Genomic DNA, 16086 nt, shown 5'->3' with positions numbered 1-16086 from the left:
TTGCCCGACAGGCGGCAAGATGCCCGCACGTTTTTCGGAGAACCGTCATGCGCTCGGTCACCACCCTCACTTCCGCCGTGCTGTTGTTGCTGGGCCTGGGCTGCATCGCCCAGGCGCTCGGCAACCCCCATCCACAACCGCTGATCCTGGCGGCCGTCGTCTGCCTGGTGGCCTTCGCCCTGCAAGAGCCTGACGCCCTCCCCGTGCCTCAGTCGCTGCGCGCCTGACGGCCACGCAGCTGACGTTTCAATAGCTTCAGCGTCCTGGTCAGAGCCGCAGGATCCTGCGGCCGACCGGCATAGCGCTGCGCCTGGAATTCCTGGGAAAAGGCCGAGATCGCTGCGCGCGCCGCCGGCAGCTCGGCCATGGCGCGTCCGGCGAAGCTGCCCGCCGCCTCGCCGCTTCGACGCCTGACGCCTTGCCGCGCCAGCAGCCGCTCGAACTGGTCGAAACGCGTCAACAGGGGATCCCGCGTCCGCTGCCAGGGCTTGAGCACCAGCAGGGCCATCACCCCGAGCACGCCCAACACCACCAGCGCCAGCAGCAGCCCCAGGCGTTGCAGCGAACCCTCGCCGAGCAGCCGCTTGAAGAGTTCGCCCTGGGTATCCTCCTGGTAGTTGAGCACCCAGCGCTGCCAGCCGTAGTTGAGGCGGTCCCAGCCCAGACGCAGGTCATTGAGCCAGGCCAGGTTGCGATAGCGATTGGCGGCGAAGGGATTGTCGGCGAGGAATTCGTTGGCCGCGCCCTGGGCCGCCAGGGCCTCCTGCAGACCCCGCTCGATACGCTCGGGCGCCACCTGGGCGGTAGGGTCGACGCTGACCCAGCCGCGCCCCGGCAGCCAGTATTCCACCCAGGCATGGGCATCGAATTGCTGCACCAGCAGATAGCCGCCCGCGGCATTGAATTCACCGCCCTGGTAGCCCGCCACCACCCGCGCCGGAATGCCCGCCACCCGCAGGGCAAAGGTCATGGCGCCGGCATAGTGGGCGCAGAAGCCGCGATGGTTGTCGAAGAGAAAGGCGTCGATGGCATCGACGCCTGCCGTGGGCGGTTGCAGGGTGTAGACGAAGGGTTGCTGGCGGAAATAGGCCAGGATCGCCTGGGCCAGGGCCTCGGGCGTTGGCGCGCGAGTCTTGAGCCCGGCTACCCAGGCACGGGTGCGCGGCTCGCCGCCACTGGGCAGCTGCAGCGCGCGCCTCTGGCTGGAGGCGGACAGCCGCTCCGGCTCGCGAGTGGCCTGCGGCCAGCTGGATACCCGATAGAGCAGCGCCTGATCCACCGGGCGGCGGCGCTGCAGATGGAAGTCGCTGGCCAGGCGCACGTCGCGCTGATCGCTGCGCGCCACGTCCAGGCCGTAGAGCCAGGGCCGACCGCTCGGCTCCATGACCACCTGGTAGTCCAGTCGGGGACCGCTCGGCGTCCAGGCCGGTTCCGGACTCCAGGCCGTGTCGGGATCCACCGACCAGCGCGCGCCGTCGAAGCGCTCGTAGGTGGTCGCCCGCCAGTAGAGATCACGCTGCGCCGGCCGGTCGCCGGCGAAACTGACGCGAAACACCCGCTCGGCGGATTGCGAGAGCTGGGCGATCTCCCCCGGCGCCATGCTGTCGCCCAGTCCGGTGCGCGCCTGGTCGCCCGGTTGTGGCAACGACCACAGCGGGCCGATACGGGGAAACACCAGGAACAGCAGCAGCATCAGCGGCACCGCCTGCAGCAGCAGGGTGCCGGCGACTTTCAGCGTCGCCAGCGGCCGACTGGCCAGGGCACTCTGCTGCAGGCCGATCAGCGCCGCCACCAGGGCGGTCACCGGCAGCAGGCTGTAGAGCGCGGCGAGCAGGCCATCCTCGAACAGGTAGGCGATCACCACCGCGAAGAACCCCAGATAGATCACCACCAGGGCATCGCGGCGGCTGTGCATCTCGATCAGCTTGAGGGCGAAGGTCACCAGCAACAGCACGGCGCCGGCATCCAGACCGATGAAGGAGCCACGCGACAGCCAGATGCCGCCCATGGTCAGCAGCAGCAGACCGCCCTTCTCGATCCGCGTCGGTGCCCGCACCCGCATGCGAAACAGCAGCACCCGCCAGCCGGCGCAAAAGGCCCAGAGCAGGCCGACCCAGGGCGGCAGATGGGTGAGGTGCGGCAGGATCACCAGGGCCTGGGCCACCAGCAGCCAGATCAGGGCGATGCGCGGAATGGCTTGCGGCACGGCGGTGCTCATGATGGCCGCCCGAACAGGGCCAGGGCCTGCAGCGCCGCGTCACGCTGGCTCTCGCCGCTGGCCGGCGCCAGCTCCACCCCGGGCACCCTGAGGCCGAAGCGCAGCTGGCGGGCGCTGCAATCCAGCACCGCCTGGCACAGCCAGGACAGCCGCGTCTCGGTGTCGCCATCGAGCACGCTGAAATCCAGCCAGAGTTCGCTGCCGGCCAGAGCGGTGAAGTCCTTGACCAGCAGGCCCTGCCCGCGGGAAAAGGCCTTCCAGTCCAGCCGCCGGCGCGAATCGCCGGGCTGATAGGACCGCAACCCCTGAAAGTCGTCGGCGCCCTGCCCCGTCTGGCGCTGGCCTTCCTCGTTGCCGGCATCCTGGCCGCTGCGCAGCGGCGTCGTGGTCGCCAGTGGCTGCGGATAGACCAGGGCGCGCACGTCCAGGTCCAGCCAGCTCCAGGCGACGAACAGGCCGAGGGGAAAACGGCTCTCCACCCGCAGCCGCCCGGGTCTGAGCCAGCCGCGACTCGGCGCCGGGTGGAAGATCTGCAGGGCGACGCTCTCCCCCGCCGGCACGTCGCTGAGCACCAGCGGCTCGTTGCGCCAGCCCAGGGCGATGCCCTGGTGCGCGCGGCGCTCGCTCTCCAGGCGCAGGCGAAAGCCGGCGGCCTCGCCGGCGAACACCGGACTGGCGCCGCCGCCGACCAGTTGCAGACCGGCCAGGTTGCGATAGGTGTGCAGCATGGCCACCAGCGCCAGGGAAAACAGCAGGAAGGTCAGGCCATAGGCCAGGCTGTTCTGGTAGTTGATGCCGGCCAGCAGCATCAGCAGCAGGGCGATGGCGAAGGCGCCCCCTTGGCGGGTGGGCAGGATGAAGATGCGCCGCTGATCGAGGGTGATGCGATTGGCCGGGGGAATCCGCCGCGCCAGCCAGCCGTCTCGATAGCGCTGCCAGGCGCCGCCGGTCACAGCGCCGGGACTTCGCGCAGCAGCCACTGTACCAGGGCGCCACCGCCATGCCCGGCGGGATCGGCGATGTCGCGCAGGCGATGTCCAGCCACCGCCGGCAGCACCGTCTGGACATCCTCGGGCAGCACATGGTCGCGCCCCGCCAGCAGCGCCCAGGCGCGCGCCGCGGCCAGCAGCGCCAGACTGCCGCGCGGCGACAGGCCGAGGGCGAAGGACGTCTGGGTGCGGGTGGCCTCCACCAGACGCAGCACGTAGTCCACTACCGCCTCGCTGGCATGGATGCGCGGCACCTCGGCCTGGATCAGCCGCAGCTGGGCATGATCCAGCAGGGGCTCCAGGCGCGGCAGTTGCTCGCGTCCGGAACCGCCGAGCAGCAGCGCCCGCTCGGCGGCGCGCCCGGGATAGCCGAGCGACAGGCGCATCAGGAAGCGGTCGAGCTGGGATTCCGGCAGGGCGAAGGTGCCGCCCTGGGAGATGGGATTCTGGGTGGCGATGACAAAGAAGGGATCGGGCAAGGGCCGGGTGGCACCTTCGATGGTCACCTGCCCCTCCTCCATGGCCTCGAGCAGCGCGCTCTGGCTCTTGGGCGTGGCGCGATTGATCTCGTCGGCCAGCAGCAACTCGGCGAACACCGGCCCGGGGTGGAAGACGAACTGGCCGCTGTCGCGATCGAACACCGAGGTGCCGAGGATATCGCCGGGCAGGAGGTCGGAGGTGAACTGGATGCGCTGGAAGGACAGTCCCAGCACCTTGGCCAGGGCATGGCTGAGGGTGGTCTTGCCCATGCCGGGCAGGTCCTCGATCAGCAGGTGCCCCCGCGCCAGCAGGCAGGCCAGCGCCAGCCTGACCTGGGTTTCCTTGCCCAACAAAACGCCGTCTACCGCCTTGAGACAGGCGTTCAACCTATCGTGCATGCCCTGAGGTCTCTCGCCTTGCGCCGACATGAGAAGGCGTCGGCCTGCAAGACGAGAATAGCAGCACCTTTTGCCGGCGACCGCCGCCCCGGAGCTTTACCGTTTATTTCAGGGTGGCGAGGATCTCTTCCACGGCGCGGGCCGGATCGGCGGCGCGGGCGATGGGCCGGCCGATCACCAGGTAGTCGGAACCGGCGTCCAGGGCCTCGCGCGGGGTGAGGATGCGGCGCTGGTCATCCAGGGCGCTGCCGGCCGGCCGGATGCCGGGGGTGACCAGTTGCAGCGCCGGTTGCGCGGCCTTGAGCGCGGAGGCCTCCTGAGCCGAGCAGACCAGGCCGTCCAGCCCGGCGCGAGCGGCCAGACCGGCCAGGCGCAGTACCTGCTCCTGGGGATCCACGTCCAGGCCGATGTCCGCCAGGTCCTCGCGCTCCATGCTGGTCAGCACGGTGACACCGATCAGCAGCGGCTTGGGACCCTGGAAGGCCTCCAGAGTCTCGCGACAGGCGGTCATCATGCGCAGGCCGCCCGAGCAGTGGACATTGACCATCCAGACGCCCATCTCCGCCGCGGCCTTGACCGCCATGGCGGTGGTGTTGGGGATGTCGTGGAATTTCAGGTCGAGGAAGACTTCGAAGCCGCGCGTGCGCAGAGCCTCCACCACCCCGGCGGCGCTGGCGGTGAACAGCTCCTTGCCGACCTTGACCCGGCAGGTGGCGGGGTCGAGGCGGTCGGCCAGCGCCAGGGCGGCGGACGACGAAGGGAAATCCAGGGCGACGATGATGGGAGACTGGCAGGCGGACATGGGAGCTCTCGGCAAAACGGCAAAGGCCGGCATTTTCGCAGAAAAGCGCCGCGCCGGCACTTGGCCGTTCTCGTCCGTCAGCTCGGCCTGAGCAGGCGTTCGCGCAGCCAGTTGCCAGCCGGACCCAGCGGCCGTCGCCGTGACCAGACCACGTCCACCGCCACCCGTTGCGGCCAGCCCGGTACGGCCAGCTCCACCAGCCGCCCCTGGCCAAAGGTCGTCACCAGCCACAGCGGCAGTTCGGCCCAGCCGAAGCCCTGCACCGCCATGTCCAGCAGCAGGTAGTCGGGCGCCGACCAGCAGCGGCCGCGGGTGTCCGGCAGGCGGCTGACCTGGGGAGAGGCTTCGGTCACGGTGCTCAGGCGCAGCAGCCGATAGGGCGCCAGGTCGGCCGGTGTGACCCGCTCCCGCGCCGCCAGCGGATGATCGACGGCGACATAGAGACCGAAGGTGACCAGACCATCCAGGGTGGCCGCCTCGATGTCCGCCGGATAGGGCGGCTGACCGGCCAGCAGGCCCAGATCCGCGCGTCCCTGCACCAGGCTGAGCACATCGGCGTCCTCGGCGATCAGGCATTCGAACTCGAGATCCGGATAGCGCTGGTCCAGCTCCGTCAGCAGCGCCTCGTAACGGGTGGGCTGATAGGTATCGGAGATCACCAGGGTCAGGCGCGGCTCCACCCCGGCCGCCAGCTGGGTGGCGCGATTGGCCAGGCGATCATGGGCCGACAACACGGCGCGGGCCTGGTCGAGCAGCTGCTCGCCAGCGGCCGTCAGCAGCGGGTAGCGGCCGTGGCGATCGAACAGCGACACCCCCAGGTCGTCCTCCAGCCGGGCGATGCTCTCGCTGATACTGGACTGCCGCTTGCCCAGCACCCGTGCCGCGGCGCTGAAGGAGCCGGCCGCGGCCGCCTCGACGAAGGCCTCGAGGGCTTCGGCATTGGGATACATATCGGGTCAGCCTATGGGATCCACTTTGATCTCCCCAGCTTAACCGATGAGACTGAGGGCCTGTCCACCGTGGAGTCACCTCATGTCCAACCCCCTCACCCAGCGTCCCGCCAGTGCCCGCATCCTGCATGCCCTGCTGTTCGAGGGGATCGCCGTGCTGCTCGCCACCCCGGCCCTGGCCTGGCTGCTGGATCGCTCCCTGGGGCACATGGGTCTGCTCACCGCCGCCTTTTCGGCCATCGCCATGCTCTGGAATCTGGTGTTCAACCTGGGCTTCGATCGGCTGCAACAGCGCCTGGGCTTCACCCGTGGCCTGGGTGTCCGCCTGCTGCACGCCCTCGGCTTCGAAGGCGGACTGATCCTGGTGCTGGTGCCGCTGGCCGCCTGGTGGCTGTCCATCAGCCTGTGGCAGGCGCTGCTGCTGGACCTGGGACTGATCCTGTTCTTCCTGCCCTACACCCTGGCCTTCAACTGGCTCTACGACCTGGGTTACGTCGCCTGGCTCAGGCGCACGAATGCGACCTGTCGGGCGCACTGATAGCCTTGTCCGTGGTCGAAGCGATATAGCCACTCAAGGAGAAGACAGATGCCCTGGTATGCCTGGTTGATCCTGCTGGTTGCCATCGGCTCGGTGGTCGGCAGCCTGCTCATGCTCAAGGACACGGCGCGCAAGGTGCCCTTGACCGACGAACAGAAAACCAAGATCCGGCAGCGCAATGCCGAGATGGACGCCAAGGAGGCCCAAGACCGCTGATCGCGCGCCTCGGGCGTCCAGGCAGAGCCCTGTCACCCTCTGGGTGGCAGGGCTCTGTAGCATCAGGACTCCAGCGGTGCCTTGGTATTGACGTACTCCGGCACCTCCGCCAGTGGCAGGCTGCGCACCTGCTCACGGGTCGGTCCCTGACGCTTGGGCAGCGGTTCCAGGGATTGCGGCTGACCGCTTTCCAGGGCGCGCTCGATGGCCGCCAGCACACGCACGTCGCGCCAGCCCTCCTCCCCGTCCATTTCCGGTTGCCGATCTTGCAGGATGCAATCGGAGAAATAGGCCGTCTCGCCGCCGAAGTGATCCACCACCGGCGCCTTGAATTCTTCGGTCTCTCCGTCCACGGTCAGGCGATAGCCGATGGCGACGCCTTCACCGAAGCCAAAGCACGGCGAGGCCTCGATCTCGCCCTTGCGACCGATCAGCTGGAAACGCTCGGTGTTGGGGCCGCTGAAACTGACGGTAAAGCTCGCCAGCCGTTCTTCAGGAAAGCGCAGGGTCACGGTCACGGCATCCCAGGTGGTGACGTCGCGCCCGGGTGTCCTTATCCCCACGGCACTGACTTCGATGGGCTCGTCAGCGAAGAGCGCCCGCACGGCATTGAGTGGATAGGGCCCCATGTCGGTGACGGGACCGGCCCAGAAGCCGCTCTGGGCGCGGTGGTTGGCCGTGTCGACCGGCTGGGTGAAGGTCGAGGTGAACAGACGCGGATCGCCGATCTCGCCATTGCGCACCCGCTCGATCATCTCCACCGTGCCCGGCTCGCAGTGCAGTCGATAGGCGATCATCAACTTGGCGCCGGAGCGCGCGGCCGCGGCGTTGATCGCCTGGCATTCTTCCTCGCTGATGGCCATGGGCTTTTCCAGCAGGACATGGATACCGGCCTCCAGCGCCGGCACCGCGAATTCCAGATGGCGGAAGTTCGGCGTGGCCAGGTAGATGGCATCGATCTCGCCCGACGTGAGCAAGCTGGGAAATTCTTCGTAGCTGTAGCTCTTGAGGCCGTACCTGGCGCCCAGATCCCGCGCCTTGACGGGGTCGCCGGTGACCAGGGCGGTCATCTCGGAATTGCTGGTCTGGCCGACCCCGGGCATGAAGGCGCCCTGGGAAATCCAGCCACCTGCTACCACTGCATAACGAATCTTGCCTGTTGCGCTGGGCATGGAACGCTCCCGAATCCAGGCAGACGACGTGTCCGCCACCTGAACTGTCGGCAAGCGTTGCGGCCAGGAAGTTCCGGACAGCCGTACAACGACGGCACTGCGCCCGCTTCAGGCTAGCGGCGGAAGCGCAACTCGACTTCCGCGCCTTCGAAATCGTCGCTGCGATCCCGGCTGATCACCCGCCCGCCCAATTCGAAACGCCCGGGATCGTCCGCCTTGCGAAACAGCTGCGGCAGCAGACCCGCCTCGGCGACGCTGCTGTCGGCCTTGCCTGCGCCCAGGTGACGCGTGCTCACCGCCTGGGGCGTGGCCGCCTCTCCGGGTACGCTGAGATCGAGGGGATGGGCTGCAGCCGGTGCCGGCTTGGGCACGGCGGGCTTCTTGACCTGGCTGTTCTTTGCCAGGTCCTGCTTTTTGGGGGGCGGGACCGGCAACACGAAGGCCTTGCCGGGCAGTGGATCCAGGCGGAAGGCGCGCAGATCGGCGGCGCTGCCCTGGGGCTCGGCGGCCACCGGCGGCTTCGGGGCCTCTGGCACTGGCGCTGGTGCGGGAGGCGTCTTGGCCGTGGCGGGCGGTGACTCGTTATCGCAGCCCGTCAACAGCAGGGTCACGGCCAGCGCCGTCGTTGCCAGGTATCCACGCATGGGCTCACCACACTCAGGGTATCGCGCCCGGAGTGGAGCACCAGGTGCGACAGGGTCAGTCTCTACAACCGACTCCGCTGCCCCACGGCGGGTTCCAGGCCTGCCGCTAGGCGGCCAGGGTTTCCTGGCAGAGCTGACGGGCGAGCAGGCCCAGGGTCATCAGCGCCCGCTGGGCATCGCGCCCCCAGGGCAGACCGCAATTGAGGCGGATGCAGTGATTGAACTGGTCGGTGTTGCTGAAGATCATGCCGGGCGCGATGCTCACCCCCTGATCCAGGGCGCGCTGGTGAAGCAGCCGGGTATCCACCCGCACGGGCAGACTGACCCAGAGGATGAAGCCGCCATTGGGCCGGCTCATCTGGGTACCCTCGGGGAAATGCTCCTGGATCGCCAGCTGGAAGGCGGTCATGTTGCGGCGGTATTCCTGGCGGATGGCGCGCAGGTGGCGGTCGTAGCCGCCGTTCTCCAGATAGGCCGAGACGCCCATCTGGGTCACGCTGCAGGCGGAATGGGTGGTGAAGGTCTGCAGGCGGCAAATGTCTTCCTGGTAGGGCCCGGCCACCACCCAGCCGATGCGGACGCCCGGCGAGATGGTCTTGGAAAAGCTCGAGCAGTAGATGACCCGCCCCTGCTTGTCGAGGGCCTTGAGTGCCTTGGAGCCACTGTCGTAGGTCAGCTCGCCATAGATGTCGTCCTCGACGATGGCGATGTTGCGCTCGGCGGCCAGCCTGAGCAGCTGCTTCTGCCGCGCCTCCGGCATGCTGCCCCCCAGGGGATTGCTCAGGCGGGCAGCCACTACCAGGGCCTTGACCGGCCACTGGCTCGCGGCCAGCTGCAGTGCTTCCACGCTGAGCCCGGTATCCGGATCGCAGGGGATCTCGATCACCTTGAGGCCCAGCACCTCGGCCAATTGCAGCAGCCCGTAGTAGGACGGCGATTCGGTGGCGATCAGGTCGCCCGGCTTGGTCAGCACCCGCAGCGACATCTGCAGCGCATCCACGCAGCCATGGGTGATCACCACCTCTTCCGGCCCCACCACCACCCCCGCATCGCGCAGGCGAATGGCGACCTGGCGGCGCAGGGGCTCGTAGCCGGGACTGTGCAGGTAGGAAAAGGCCGCGCGGGCCTGGAAACGGGTGACCTTGGACAGCTGCTGGTGCAGGGCCCGCAGCGGCAGATAGTCGGGCTGGGGCACCGCCATGCCCAGGGGCACCACGCCTTCCCGCCGTGATTCCGCCAGCACCTGGTTGATGATGCCGGCACGGGTCACCAGACTGGGCCGCTCCACCGTGGCGATGTCCGGCGTCGGCGCGGTCAGCGCCGGGGTCTGGTGCACATAGAAGCCCGACTGCGGCCGGGCGCGGATCAGCCCCTGGTCTTCCAGGGTGGCATAGGCCTGCAGGACGCTGGCATGACTGACGCCCAGCTGCTGACTCAGCTTGCGCACCGAAGGCACCCGTTCGCCGGGCTTGTAGACCCCCGTGCGGATGTCGTTCGCCAGTTGCTGGGCGATGCGCTGATAGAGCAACAGATTGGTCATGGCGTCTTCCTGGACGAAAGCGGAACAGTAGCAGGCTACCCTGAAGGTATACCGGTACAGCTAGGCCTGACCTTAACCCTTCCCTTCCCGGGGCGGCAATGTCCAAAAACGACAAGGAACCGGCGCACCTCTCCTTGACGCCAGGGGCTCTGCCAGAGGGCTTGTCGCGCCCATGAAAAAGCCCGCCAAGGGGCGGGCTCTTGCACGAGGGTGGGCCTCAGATGGCCTTTTCCAGCTCGGGGATCAATTCGAACAGGTCACCCACCAGGCCGTAGTCGGCCACCTGGAAGATCGGCGCCTCCTCGTCCTTGTTGATGGCGACGATCACCTTGGAGTCCTTCATGCCCGCCAGGTGCTGGATGGCACCGGAGATGCCCACGGCGATGTACAGCTGCGGCGCGACGATCTTGCCGGTCTGGCCGACCTGCATGTCGTTGGGCACGAAGCCGGCGTCGACCGCGGCGCGCGAGGCACCCACGGCGGCGCCCAGCTTGTCGGCCAGGGCGTAGAGGATCTTGAAGTTGTCACCGTTCTGCAGACCGCGACCACCGGAGACCACCACCTTGGCGGCGCCCAGCTCCGGACGGTCGGACTTGGCCAGCTCTTCGCCGACGAAGCTGGAGATGCCGGCGTCCTTTACCAGGCTCACGGCTTCGATGGCGGCGGAACCGCCCTCGGCGGCGACCGGATCGAAACCGGTGGCGCGCACGGTGATCACCTTGATCGGCGCCGTGGAGCGCACGGTGGCGATGGCGTTGCCGGCGTAGATCGGCCGCTTGAAGGTGTCGGCGGATTCGACGGCGATGATCTCGGAGATCTGGTCGACATCCAGCAGTGCGGCGACGCGCGGCAGGAAGTTCTTACCATTGGTGCTGGCAGCGGCCAGTACGTGGCTGTAGTTGGCGGCCAGCTCGACCACCAGCGGCGCAAGGTTTTCCGGCAGCTGGTGCGCGTAGGCGGCGTTGTCGGCCAGGAGCACCTTGCTGACACCGGCGACCTTGGCGGCGGCGTCGGCGACCGGCTGGGCATTCTGGCCGGCGACCAGCACATGGATATCGCCACCGATGGCCTGGGCCGCGGCAACGGTGTTCAGGGTAGCGCCGAAGAGGTTGGCGTTGTCGTGGTCGGCAATGACGAGAATGGCCATCAGATCACCTTCGCTTCGTTCTTGAGTTTTTCGACCAGTTCGGCCACGGACTTGACCTTGATACCCGCCTGACGACCGGCCGGGGCTTCCACCTTGACCACCTCGTAGGAGGCCTTCACCGCCACGCCGAGGGCGTCCGGGGTCAGGGTTTCCAGCGGCTTCTTCTTGGCTTTCATGATGTTGGGCAGCGAGGCGTAGCGCGGCTCGTTGAGACGCAGGTCGGTGGTCACCACCGCCGGCAGCTTGAGCGCCACGGTCTGCAGACCGCCATCGATCTCGCGGGTCACGTTGAGGCCGTCACCGGCCTGCTCCACCTTGGAGGCAAAGGTGCCCTGGGCGAAGCCGGTCAGGGCCGCCAGCATCTGGCCGGTCTGGTTGTTGTCGCTGTCGATGGCCTGCTTGCCCAGGATCACCAGCTGGGGCTGTTCCTTGTCCACCACGGCCTTGAGCAACTTGGCGGTGGTCAGCGACGACAGCTCGGCAGTGCCGGTGTCGATCAGCACGGCGCGATCGGCGCCCAGTGCCAGGGCGGTACGCAGTTGCTCCTGCGCCTGGGCGGGACCCGCGGTCACGACCACGATCTCGCTGGCGATACCCTTTTCCTTCAGGCGCACCGCTTCTTCCACGGCAATCTCGCAGAAGGGGTTCATGGACATCTTGACGTTGGCCAGGTCGACACCGGTCTGGTCGGCCTTGACGCGGACCTTGACGTTGTAGTCCACCACGCGTTTGACAGCTACGAGAACCTTCATGAATCCCTCGATTTATTCTGGTGAATAAACAGGACGCCAAGGCGGCCTTGCGTTGGACACGACCCCTGCCGCTCCAACCTTGTTGCAAATTCTTCTTATGTTGACCTCCACGGCAGCAGGGGTCAACGCGACAGTCCGTCAGGGGCCAGTAACTCCCGAGTCTAACAGGCTTGCAGAAAATTTAAACAAACGTTTGAATGGGTGCCAGGGAGCACGCGGGATATAATGAAGTCTTTTGTTGCACCCCTACATAAATAACCAGATCGTGAGCTTTGCCTGAGGAGAGTGAGCCGTGGAACGCGAATACATGGAATTCGACGTGGTGATCGTCGGGGCCGGCCCCGCGGGCCTGTCCGCGGCCTGTCGTCTCAAGCAGCAGGCGGCCGAGAAAGGCCAGGAGATCAGCGTCTGCGTGGTCGAGAAAGGCTCCGAGGTCGGCGCCCACATTCTCTCCGGCGCGGTCTTCGAACCGCGCGCCCTGGACGAGCTCTTTCCCAACTGGAAGGAACTGGGCGCGCCGCTGAACACCCCGGTCAAGCGCGACGACATCTACCTGCTCAAGGACGAGCGTCAGGCGACCAAGGTACCGAATTTCTTCGTGCCCAAGCCCATGCACAACGAGGGCAACTACATCATCTCCCTGGGCAACCTCTGCCGCTGGCTGGGCCAGCAGGCCGAAGCCCTGGGCGTGGAGATCTATCCGGGCTTTGCCGCCCAGGAGCCGCTGATCGATGAGCAGGGCGTGGTGCGCGGCATCATCACTGGCGACCTGGGCGTGGATCGCGAAGGCCAGCCCAAGGAGGGGGTCTATACCCCCGGCATGGAACTGCGCGGCAAGTACACCCTGTTCGCCGAGGGCTGCCGTGGCCATCTGGGCAAGCAGCTGGGTCAGAGATTCAAGCTCGGCGAAGGCGCCGATCCGCAGCACTACGGCATCGGCATCAAGGAGCTGTGGGAGATCGACCCGGCCAAGCACGAGCAGGGCCTGGTGATCCACACCTCCGGCTGGCCGCTGGACAAGGAGAACCCGGGGGGTTCCTTCCTCTATCACCTGGAAGACAATCAGGTGGTGGTCGGGCTGATCGTCGATCTGGCCTACAGCAATCCGCACCTCTCGCCCTATGACGAGTTCCAGCGCTACAAGCACCACCCGGTGGTGGCCCAGTACCTGGAAGGCGGCAAGCGCGTCTCCTACGGCGCCCGCGCCCTGGTCAAGGGCGGCCTTAATTCCCTGCCGAAGATGGTCTTTCCCGGTGGCGCCCTGATCGGCTGCGACCTGGGCACCTTGAACCCGGCCAAGATCAAGGGCAGCCACACCGCCATGAAGTCCGGCATGCTCGCCGCCGACGCTATCGTCACCGCCCTCGCGGCCGGGCGCGAAGGCGACGAATTGCAGGGCTACGTGGATGGCTTCAAGGGCAGCTGGCTGCAGGAAGAACTCCATGCCAGCCGCAATTTCGGCCCGGCCATGCACAAGTTCGGTCCGCTGCTGGGCCCGGCCTTCGCCTTCGTCGAGCACAACCTGCTGGGGGGCGCCCTGCCCTTCACCCTGCACGATCGGCGCATGGACCACACCTGCCTGAAGAAGGCCGACGAGGCGCCACGCATCAGCTATCCCAAGCCGGATGGCAAGCTGAGTTTCGACAAGCTGTCCTCGGTGTTCCTCTCCAACACCAACCACGAGGAAGACCAGCCGGTTCACCTGAAGCTCAGGGATCCCTCGATTCCCATCGCGCAGAACCTGCCGCTGTATGACGAACCCGCCCAGCGCTACTGCCCGGCCGGCGTCTACGAGGTGGTCCGCGATGGCGGCGAGCCGCGCTTCCAGATCAATGCCCAGAACTGCGTCCACTGCAAGACCTGCGACATCAAGGACCCGGCGCAGAACATCACCTGGGTGGCGCCGGAAGGCAGCGGGGGCCCCAACTACCCCAACATGTAAGCGTAAGAAAGGGCCCCGAGGGGCCCTTTCTTCATTCAGCGGGCGCTACGGGAAAGAAGCTGCCACGGCTCCAGAGACCGAGCCAGGAACGGCCCTCGTGGTCACTCTCCTCGACCCTCTCCATCAGCCGGTAGAACACCGCCCGATTGAGCCGCGCCTCCAGACCGCCACGCACGCGCACATAGGGTGCCGGCTGGTCATCCTGCTCCTCGAAGCGCAATGGATGTTCGGCATCGACGGCGACCCTGTCGCCCACGTTCGTAACCAGATCCAGGGTCTGCTCCTGGCCACTGCCACGCCATTCGACGTCCACGGCCAGAAAGGGTGCGTCTTCCACCTGGATGCCCACGCATTCCACCGGCGTCACCAGTACGAAGCGCTCGGGATCGCGGCGCAGGATGGTGGAAAACAGCCGCACCATGGACGGTCGGGTGATGGGGGTGCCCTGGTGATACCAGGTGCCGTCCCGGGCGATGCGCATGTCGATGTCGCCGCAGAAGGGCGGATGCCAGAGCTCCACGGGCGGCAGCCGGCCCTCTTCCGCAGCTGGCAACTGCGCCAGCAGGTTGCGCGTCACATCGACCTGGCTCACGTCCTTCTCCTCTAGCGGCTGCCCAACCCCAGCAGGCGTTGAGCGTATTGGTTGAGCGCCGGTCCGAGCAGGTCTTCCGGACGCTCGTCATAGAACGTCAGGAAGCCGCCACGACTGCGGATCCGCGCCGTGTCCACCAGGCGGAAGGTGGCGACCTCCACAAGCATCATCTGCACGACGCTGCGATCGCGCCCTACCCGGCCGATGTCGTCCTGGTCTTCCCACTCTTCCCAAGTCCCGATGCGATCGTCCGCACCGGCGAAGCGGGTGTAGAGCACATAATGGGCCCCAAGCTGGCGGGCCTTGGCCATGGCCTCGTCGAAGCCCTCCGGCTTGTCCGCCCGACGCACCCGGGGGAAATACTCCACGAAGCCCTTGAAGGCCTCTTCCGCCACCACGTTCGGGCGGGCATAGGGATGGCCGAGGGGCACGAAGGCGCCCTGGGCTATGTAGATGTAGGAGTCGGCCTGCAGCCGAAAGTTGTTCAGCCGCTGGGTCTTGCTGTAGTCGAGCAGCCCCGCATCGCGCAGGTGGTACTCGACCCCGGACGCCATGTCGCTGACGTTCATGCAGCCACCCAGAGCGGCCAGCAGCACGGAAATGAACAGAAAACGCAGTGTGACCATGGAAAGCAGACCCCTGTCCGGCGCCAAGTTGCCGTCGATACAGGGGCCTTAGCAGCTTTCGCGCCAGCTTGAGGCGCAGCGGGTAGATCAGCCGCCGATGATCTTCATGACCGTCACGCCCCCCGAGAAGGCCACGTCCTGCTTGTCGCCCAGCGCCTTGACCAGCAGCCGCTGCAACGCCGGCAGCGCCAGGTGCCGCGGCTTGTCCAAGAGATCGCCGACATAGTGGCGGTTGCTCGACGACAGGCAGCCGTGCAGCCAGCCCGTGGACGACAGCCGCAGTCGCGAGCAGGTCCGGCAGAAGGGCACGCTTTCATTGGCGATGACGCCGAAATGCCCGCCCGACTCGACGCGATAGCGCAGCGCCGTGGAGTCCACCGGCGCATCGGCTTGCACATAGGCGTGGCGCGAGCCGATGATCTCCAGCAACTCGGCCAGGGAGACCAACTGGTTGTTGAACGCGACCGGATCCTTCGCCAGGTGGCCCATGCGCATCAGCTCAATGAATCTGAGTTCGAAGCCGCGCTCCAGGCAGTAATCCAGCAGCGGCAGCACCTGATCGAGATTCTGGCCACGCAGGGGCACCATGTTGAGCTTGATCTTGAGACCGGCCGCACGGGCCGCTTCGAGTCCGGCCAGCACTGTGGCCAGATCGCCCCCCCGCGCCAGACGCGGAAAGGCCTCGGCATCGAGGGTATCCAGGGAGACGTTGAGCCGGCGGATGCCGTGGTCGATGAGGAAATCCAGCTTGCGCGGCAGCAGCTGACCATTGGTGGTCAGGCTGATGTCCTTGAGACCGAGCTGGGAAACGCGGGCGAGAAAGGGTTCCAGCCGCGGCGTGACCAGGGGTTCGCCCCCGGTGATGCGCAGCCGTTCGATACCGGCGGCATCGATGAGGTATTCCACGCCCCGTGCCATGGTTTCGGCACTGAGTTCGTCCTGCGCAGCCACGAGCCGCTTGCCGTTGGGCACGCAGTACGTACAGGCATAGTTGCAGGCCGCCGTGAGGCTGATCCGCAAGTTGCGAAACGCCCTACCCTGGCGGTCAACGATCATCTTTGGGGTTACTCCAGTGGGACA

General features: G+C 66.9%; 17 protein-coding genes. 4 read left to right on the top strand and 13 right to left on the bottom strand.

What is annotated here, in order from left to right:
- The first annotated feature begins 47 nt into the window (after positions 1-47).
- Entirely contained in the window at positions 48-227 is a 180-nt protein-coding gene (locus POR01S_RS20230; RefSeq protein WP_007160571.1) for a hypothetical protein, read from the top strand.
- Here POR01S_RS20230 and POR01S_RS20225 read toward each other — a convergent pair.
- The 5 genes from POR01S_RS20225 to POR01S_RS20205 form a co-directional block, all read right to left on the bottom strand.
- On the bottom strand, positions 209-2218 hold the full coding sequence (locus tag POR01S_RS20225) for a transglutaminase TgpA family protein (RefSeq protein WP_027599011.1): 2010 nt from the start codon (positions 2216-2218) through the stop codon (positions 209-211). The two genes, POR01S_RS20230 and POR01S_RS20225, sit on opposite strands and share 19 nt — an antisense overlap.
- Positions 2215-3198 (bottom strand): DUF58 domain-containing protein, encoded by a 984-nt coding sequence (locus POR01S_RS20220; protein ID WP_420893625.1) that lies wholly within the window; start codon positions 3196-3198, stop codon positions 2215-2217. Before POR01S_RS20220 ends, POR01S_RS20225 begins: the two co-directional genes overlap by 4 nt.
- Positions 3168-4085 (bottom strand): AAA family ATPase, encoded by a 918-nt coding sequence (locus POR01S_RS20215; RefSeq protein ID WP_007160574.1) that lies wholly within the window; start codon positions 4083-4085, stop codon positions 3168-3170. Before POR01S_RS20215 ends, POR01S_RS20220 begins: the two co-directional genes overlap by 31 nt.
- 103 nt (positions 4086-4188) lie before the next feature.
- A complete protein-coding gene (gene pyrF / locus POR01S_RS20210; RefSeq protein ID WP_027599014.1) occupies positions 4189-4887 on the bottom strand; it encodes an orotidine-5'-phosphate decarboxylase in 699 nt (232 codons plus the stop codon).
- Positions 4888-4964: 77 nt separating this feature from the next.
- Positions 4965-5837 (bottom strand): LysR family transcriptional regulator, encoded by an 873-nt coding sequence (locus tag POR01S_RS20205; RefSeq protein ID WP_042137980.1) that lies wholly within the window; start codon positions 5835-5837, stop codon positions 4965-4967.
- 82 nt (positions 5838-5919) lie between these two features.
- Here POR01S_RS20205 and POR01S_RS20200 point away from each other — a divergent pair, with 82 nt between their 5' ends.
- Both POR01S_RS20200 and POR01S_RS23535 read left to right on the top strand, forming a co-directional pair.
- On the top strand, positions 5920-6375 hold the full coding sequence (locus POR01S_RS20200) for a multidrug/biocide efflux PACE transporter (RefSeq protein WP_042137979.1): 456 nt from the start codon (positions 5920-5922) through the stop codon (positions 6373-6375).
- Positions 6376-6423: 48 nt separating this feature from the next.
- Positions 6424-6591 carry a DUF2897 family protein gene (locus POR01S_RS23535; RefSeq protein ID WP_007160578.1) on the top strand — a complete coding sequence of 56 codons (168 nt, stop codon included), beginning with the start codon at positions 6424-6426 and terminating at the stop codon, positions 6589-6591.
- 62 nt (positions 6592-6653) lie between these two features.
- Here POR01S_RS23535 and POR01S_RS20195 read toward each other — a convergent pair whose 3' ends face one another.
- The 5 genes from POR01S_RS20195 to POR01S_RS20175 all read right to left on the bottom strand — a co-directional run bounded on the left by POR01S_RS20195 (position 6654) and on the right by POR01S_RS20175 (position 11846).
- Complete coding sequence (locus tag POR01S_RS20195) at positions 6654-7763, bottom strand: Gfo/Idh/MocA family protein (RefSeq protein ID WP_042137978.1); 1110 nt, start codon at positions 7761-7763, stop codon at positions 6654-6656.
- Between the two features lie 113 nt (positions 7764-7876).
- Positions 7877-8407, bottom strand: a complete 531-nt coding sequence (locus POR01S_RS20190) for a hypothetical protein (protein WP_186354134.1) — start codon at positions 8405-8407, stop codon at positions 7877-7879.
- 106 nt (positions 8408-8513) lie between these two features.
- Complete coding sequence (locus POR01S_RS20185; RefSeq protein ID WP_027601567.1) at positions 8514-9947, bottom strand: aminotransferase-like domain-containing protein; 1434 nt, start codon at positions 9945-9947, stop codon at positions 8514-8516.
- 217 nt (positions 9948-10164) lie between these two features.
- On the bottom strand, positions 10165-11094 hold the full coding sequence (locus POR01S_RS20180; RefSeq protein WP_042137974.1) for an electron transfer flavoprotein subunit alpha/FixB family protein: 930 nt from the start codon (positions 11092-11094) through the stop codon (positions 10165-10167).
- On the bottom strand, positions 11094-11846 hold the full coding sequence (locus tag POR01S_RS20175; protein WP_027599021.1) for an electron transfer flavoprotein subunit beta/FixA family protein: 753 nt from the start codon (positions 11844-11846) through the stop codon (positions 11094-11096). The genes POR01S_RS20180 and POR01S_RS20175 overlap by 1 nt, the downstream gene beginning before the upstream one ends.
- A 292-nt stretch (positions 11847-12138) precedes the next feature.
- Between POR01S_RS20175 and POR01S_RS20170 the strand changes: the two genes are divergently transcribed.
- Positions 12139-13788 (top strand): electron transfer flavoprotein-ubiquinone oxidoreductase, encoded by a 1650-nt coding sequence (locus tag POR01S_RS20170; RefSeq protein WP_042137972.1) that lies wholly within the window; start codon positions 12139-12141, stop codon positions 13786-13788.
- 31 nt (positions 13789-13819) lie between these two features.
- On the opposite strand, the gene POR01S_RS20165 is transcribed toward POR01S_RS20170, so the two are convergent.
- The 3 genes from POR01S_RS20165 to POR01S_RS20155 form a co-directional block, all read right to left on the bottom strand.
- Entirely contained in the window at positions 13820-14380 is a 561-nt protein-coding gene (locus POR01S_RS20165) for a DUF1285 domain-containing protein (protein WP_042137970.1), read from the bottom strand.
- Between the two features lie 11 nt (positions 14381-14391).
- A complete protein-coding gene (locus POR01S_RS20160) occupies positions 14392-15006 on the bottom strand; it encodes a DUF4823 domain-containing protein (protein WP_115946467.1) in 615 nt (204 codons plus the stop codon).
- Positions 15007-15093: 87 nt separating this feature from the next.
- Positions 15094-16062, bottom strand: coding sequence for a GTP 3',8-cyclase MoaA (locus POR01S_RS20155; RefSeq protein WP_027599025.1), 969 nt, complete (start codon positions 16060-16062; stop codon positions 15094-15096).
- Between the last annotated feature and the right edge of the window lie 24 nt (positions 16063-16086).

It is taken from the genome of Pseudomonas oryzihabitans NBRC 102199, from assembly GCF_000730625.1.
GTDB classification, from domain to species: domain Bacteria; phylum Pseudomonadota; class Gammaproteobacteria; order Pseudomonadales; family Pseudomonadaceae; genus Chryseomonas; species Chryseomonas oryzihabitans.
The sequence above is the reverse complement of the archived record's forward strand: the minus strand, read 5'-3'. Positions and strand labels throughout refer to the sequence as shown.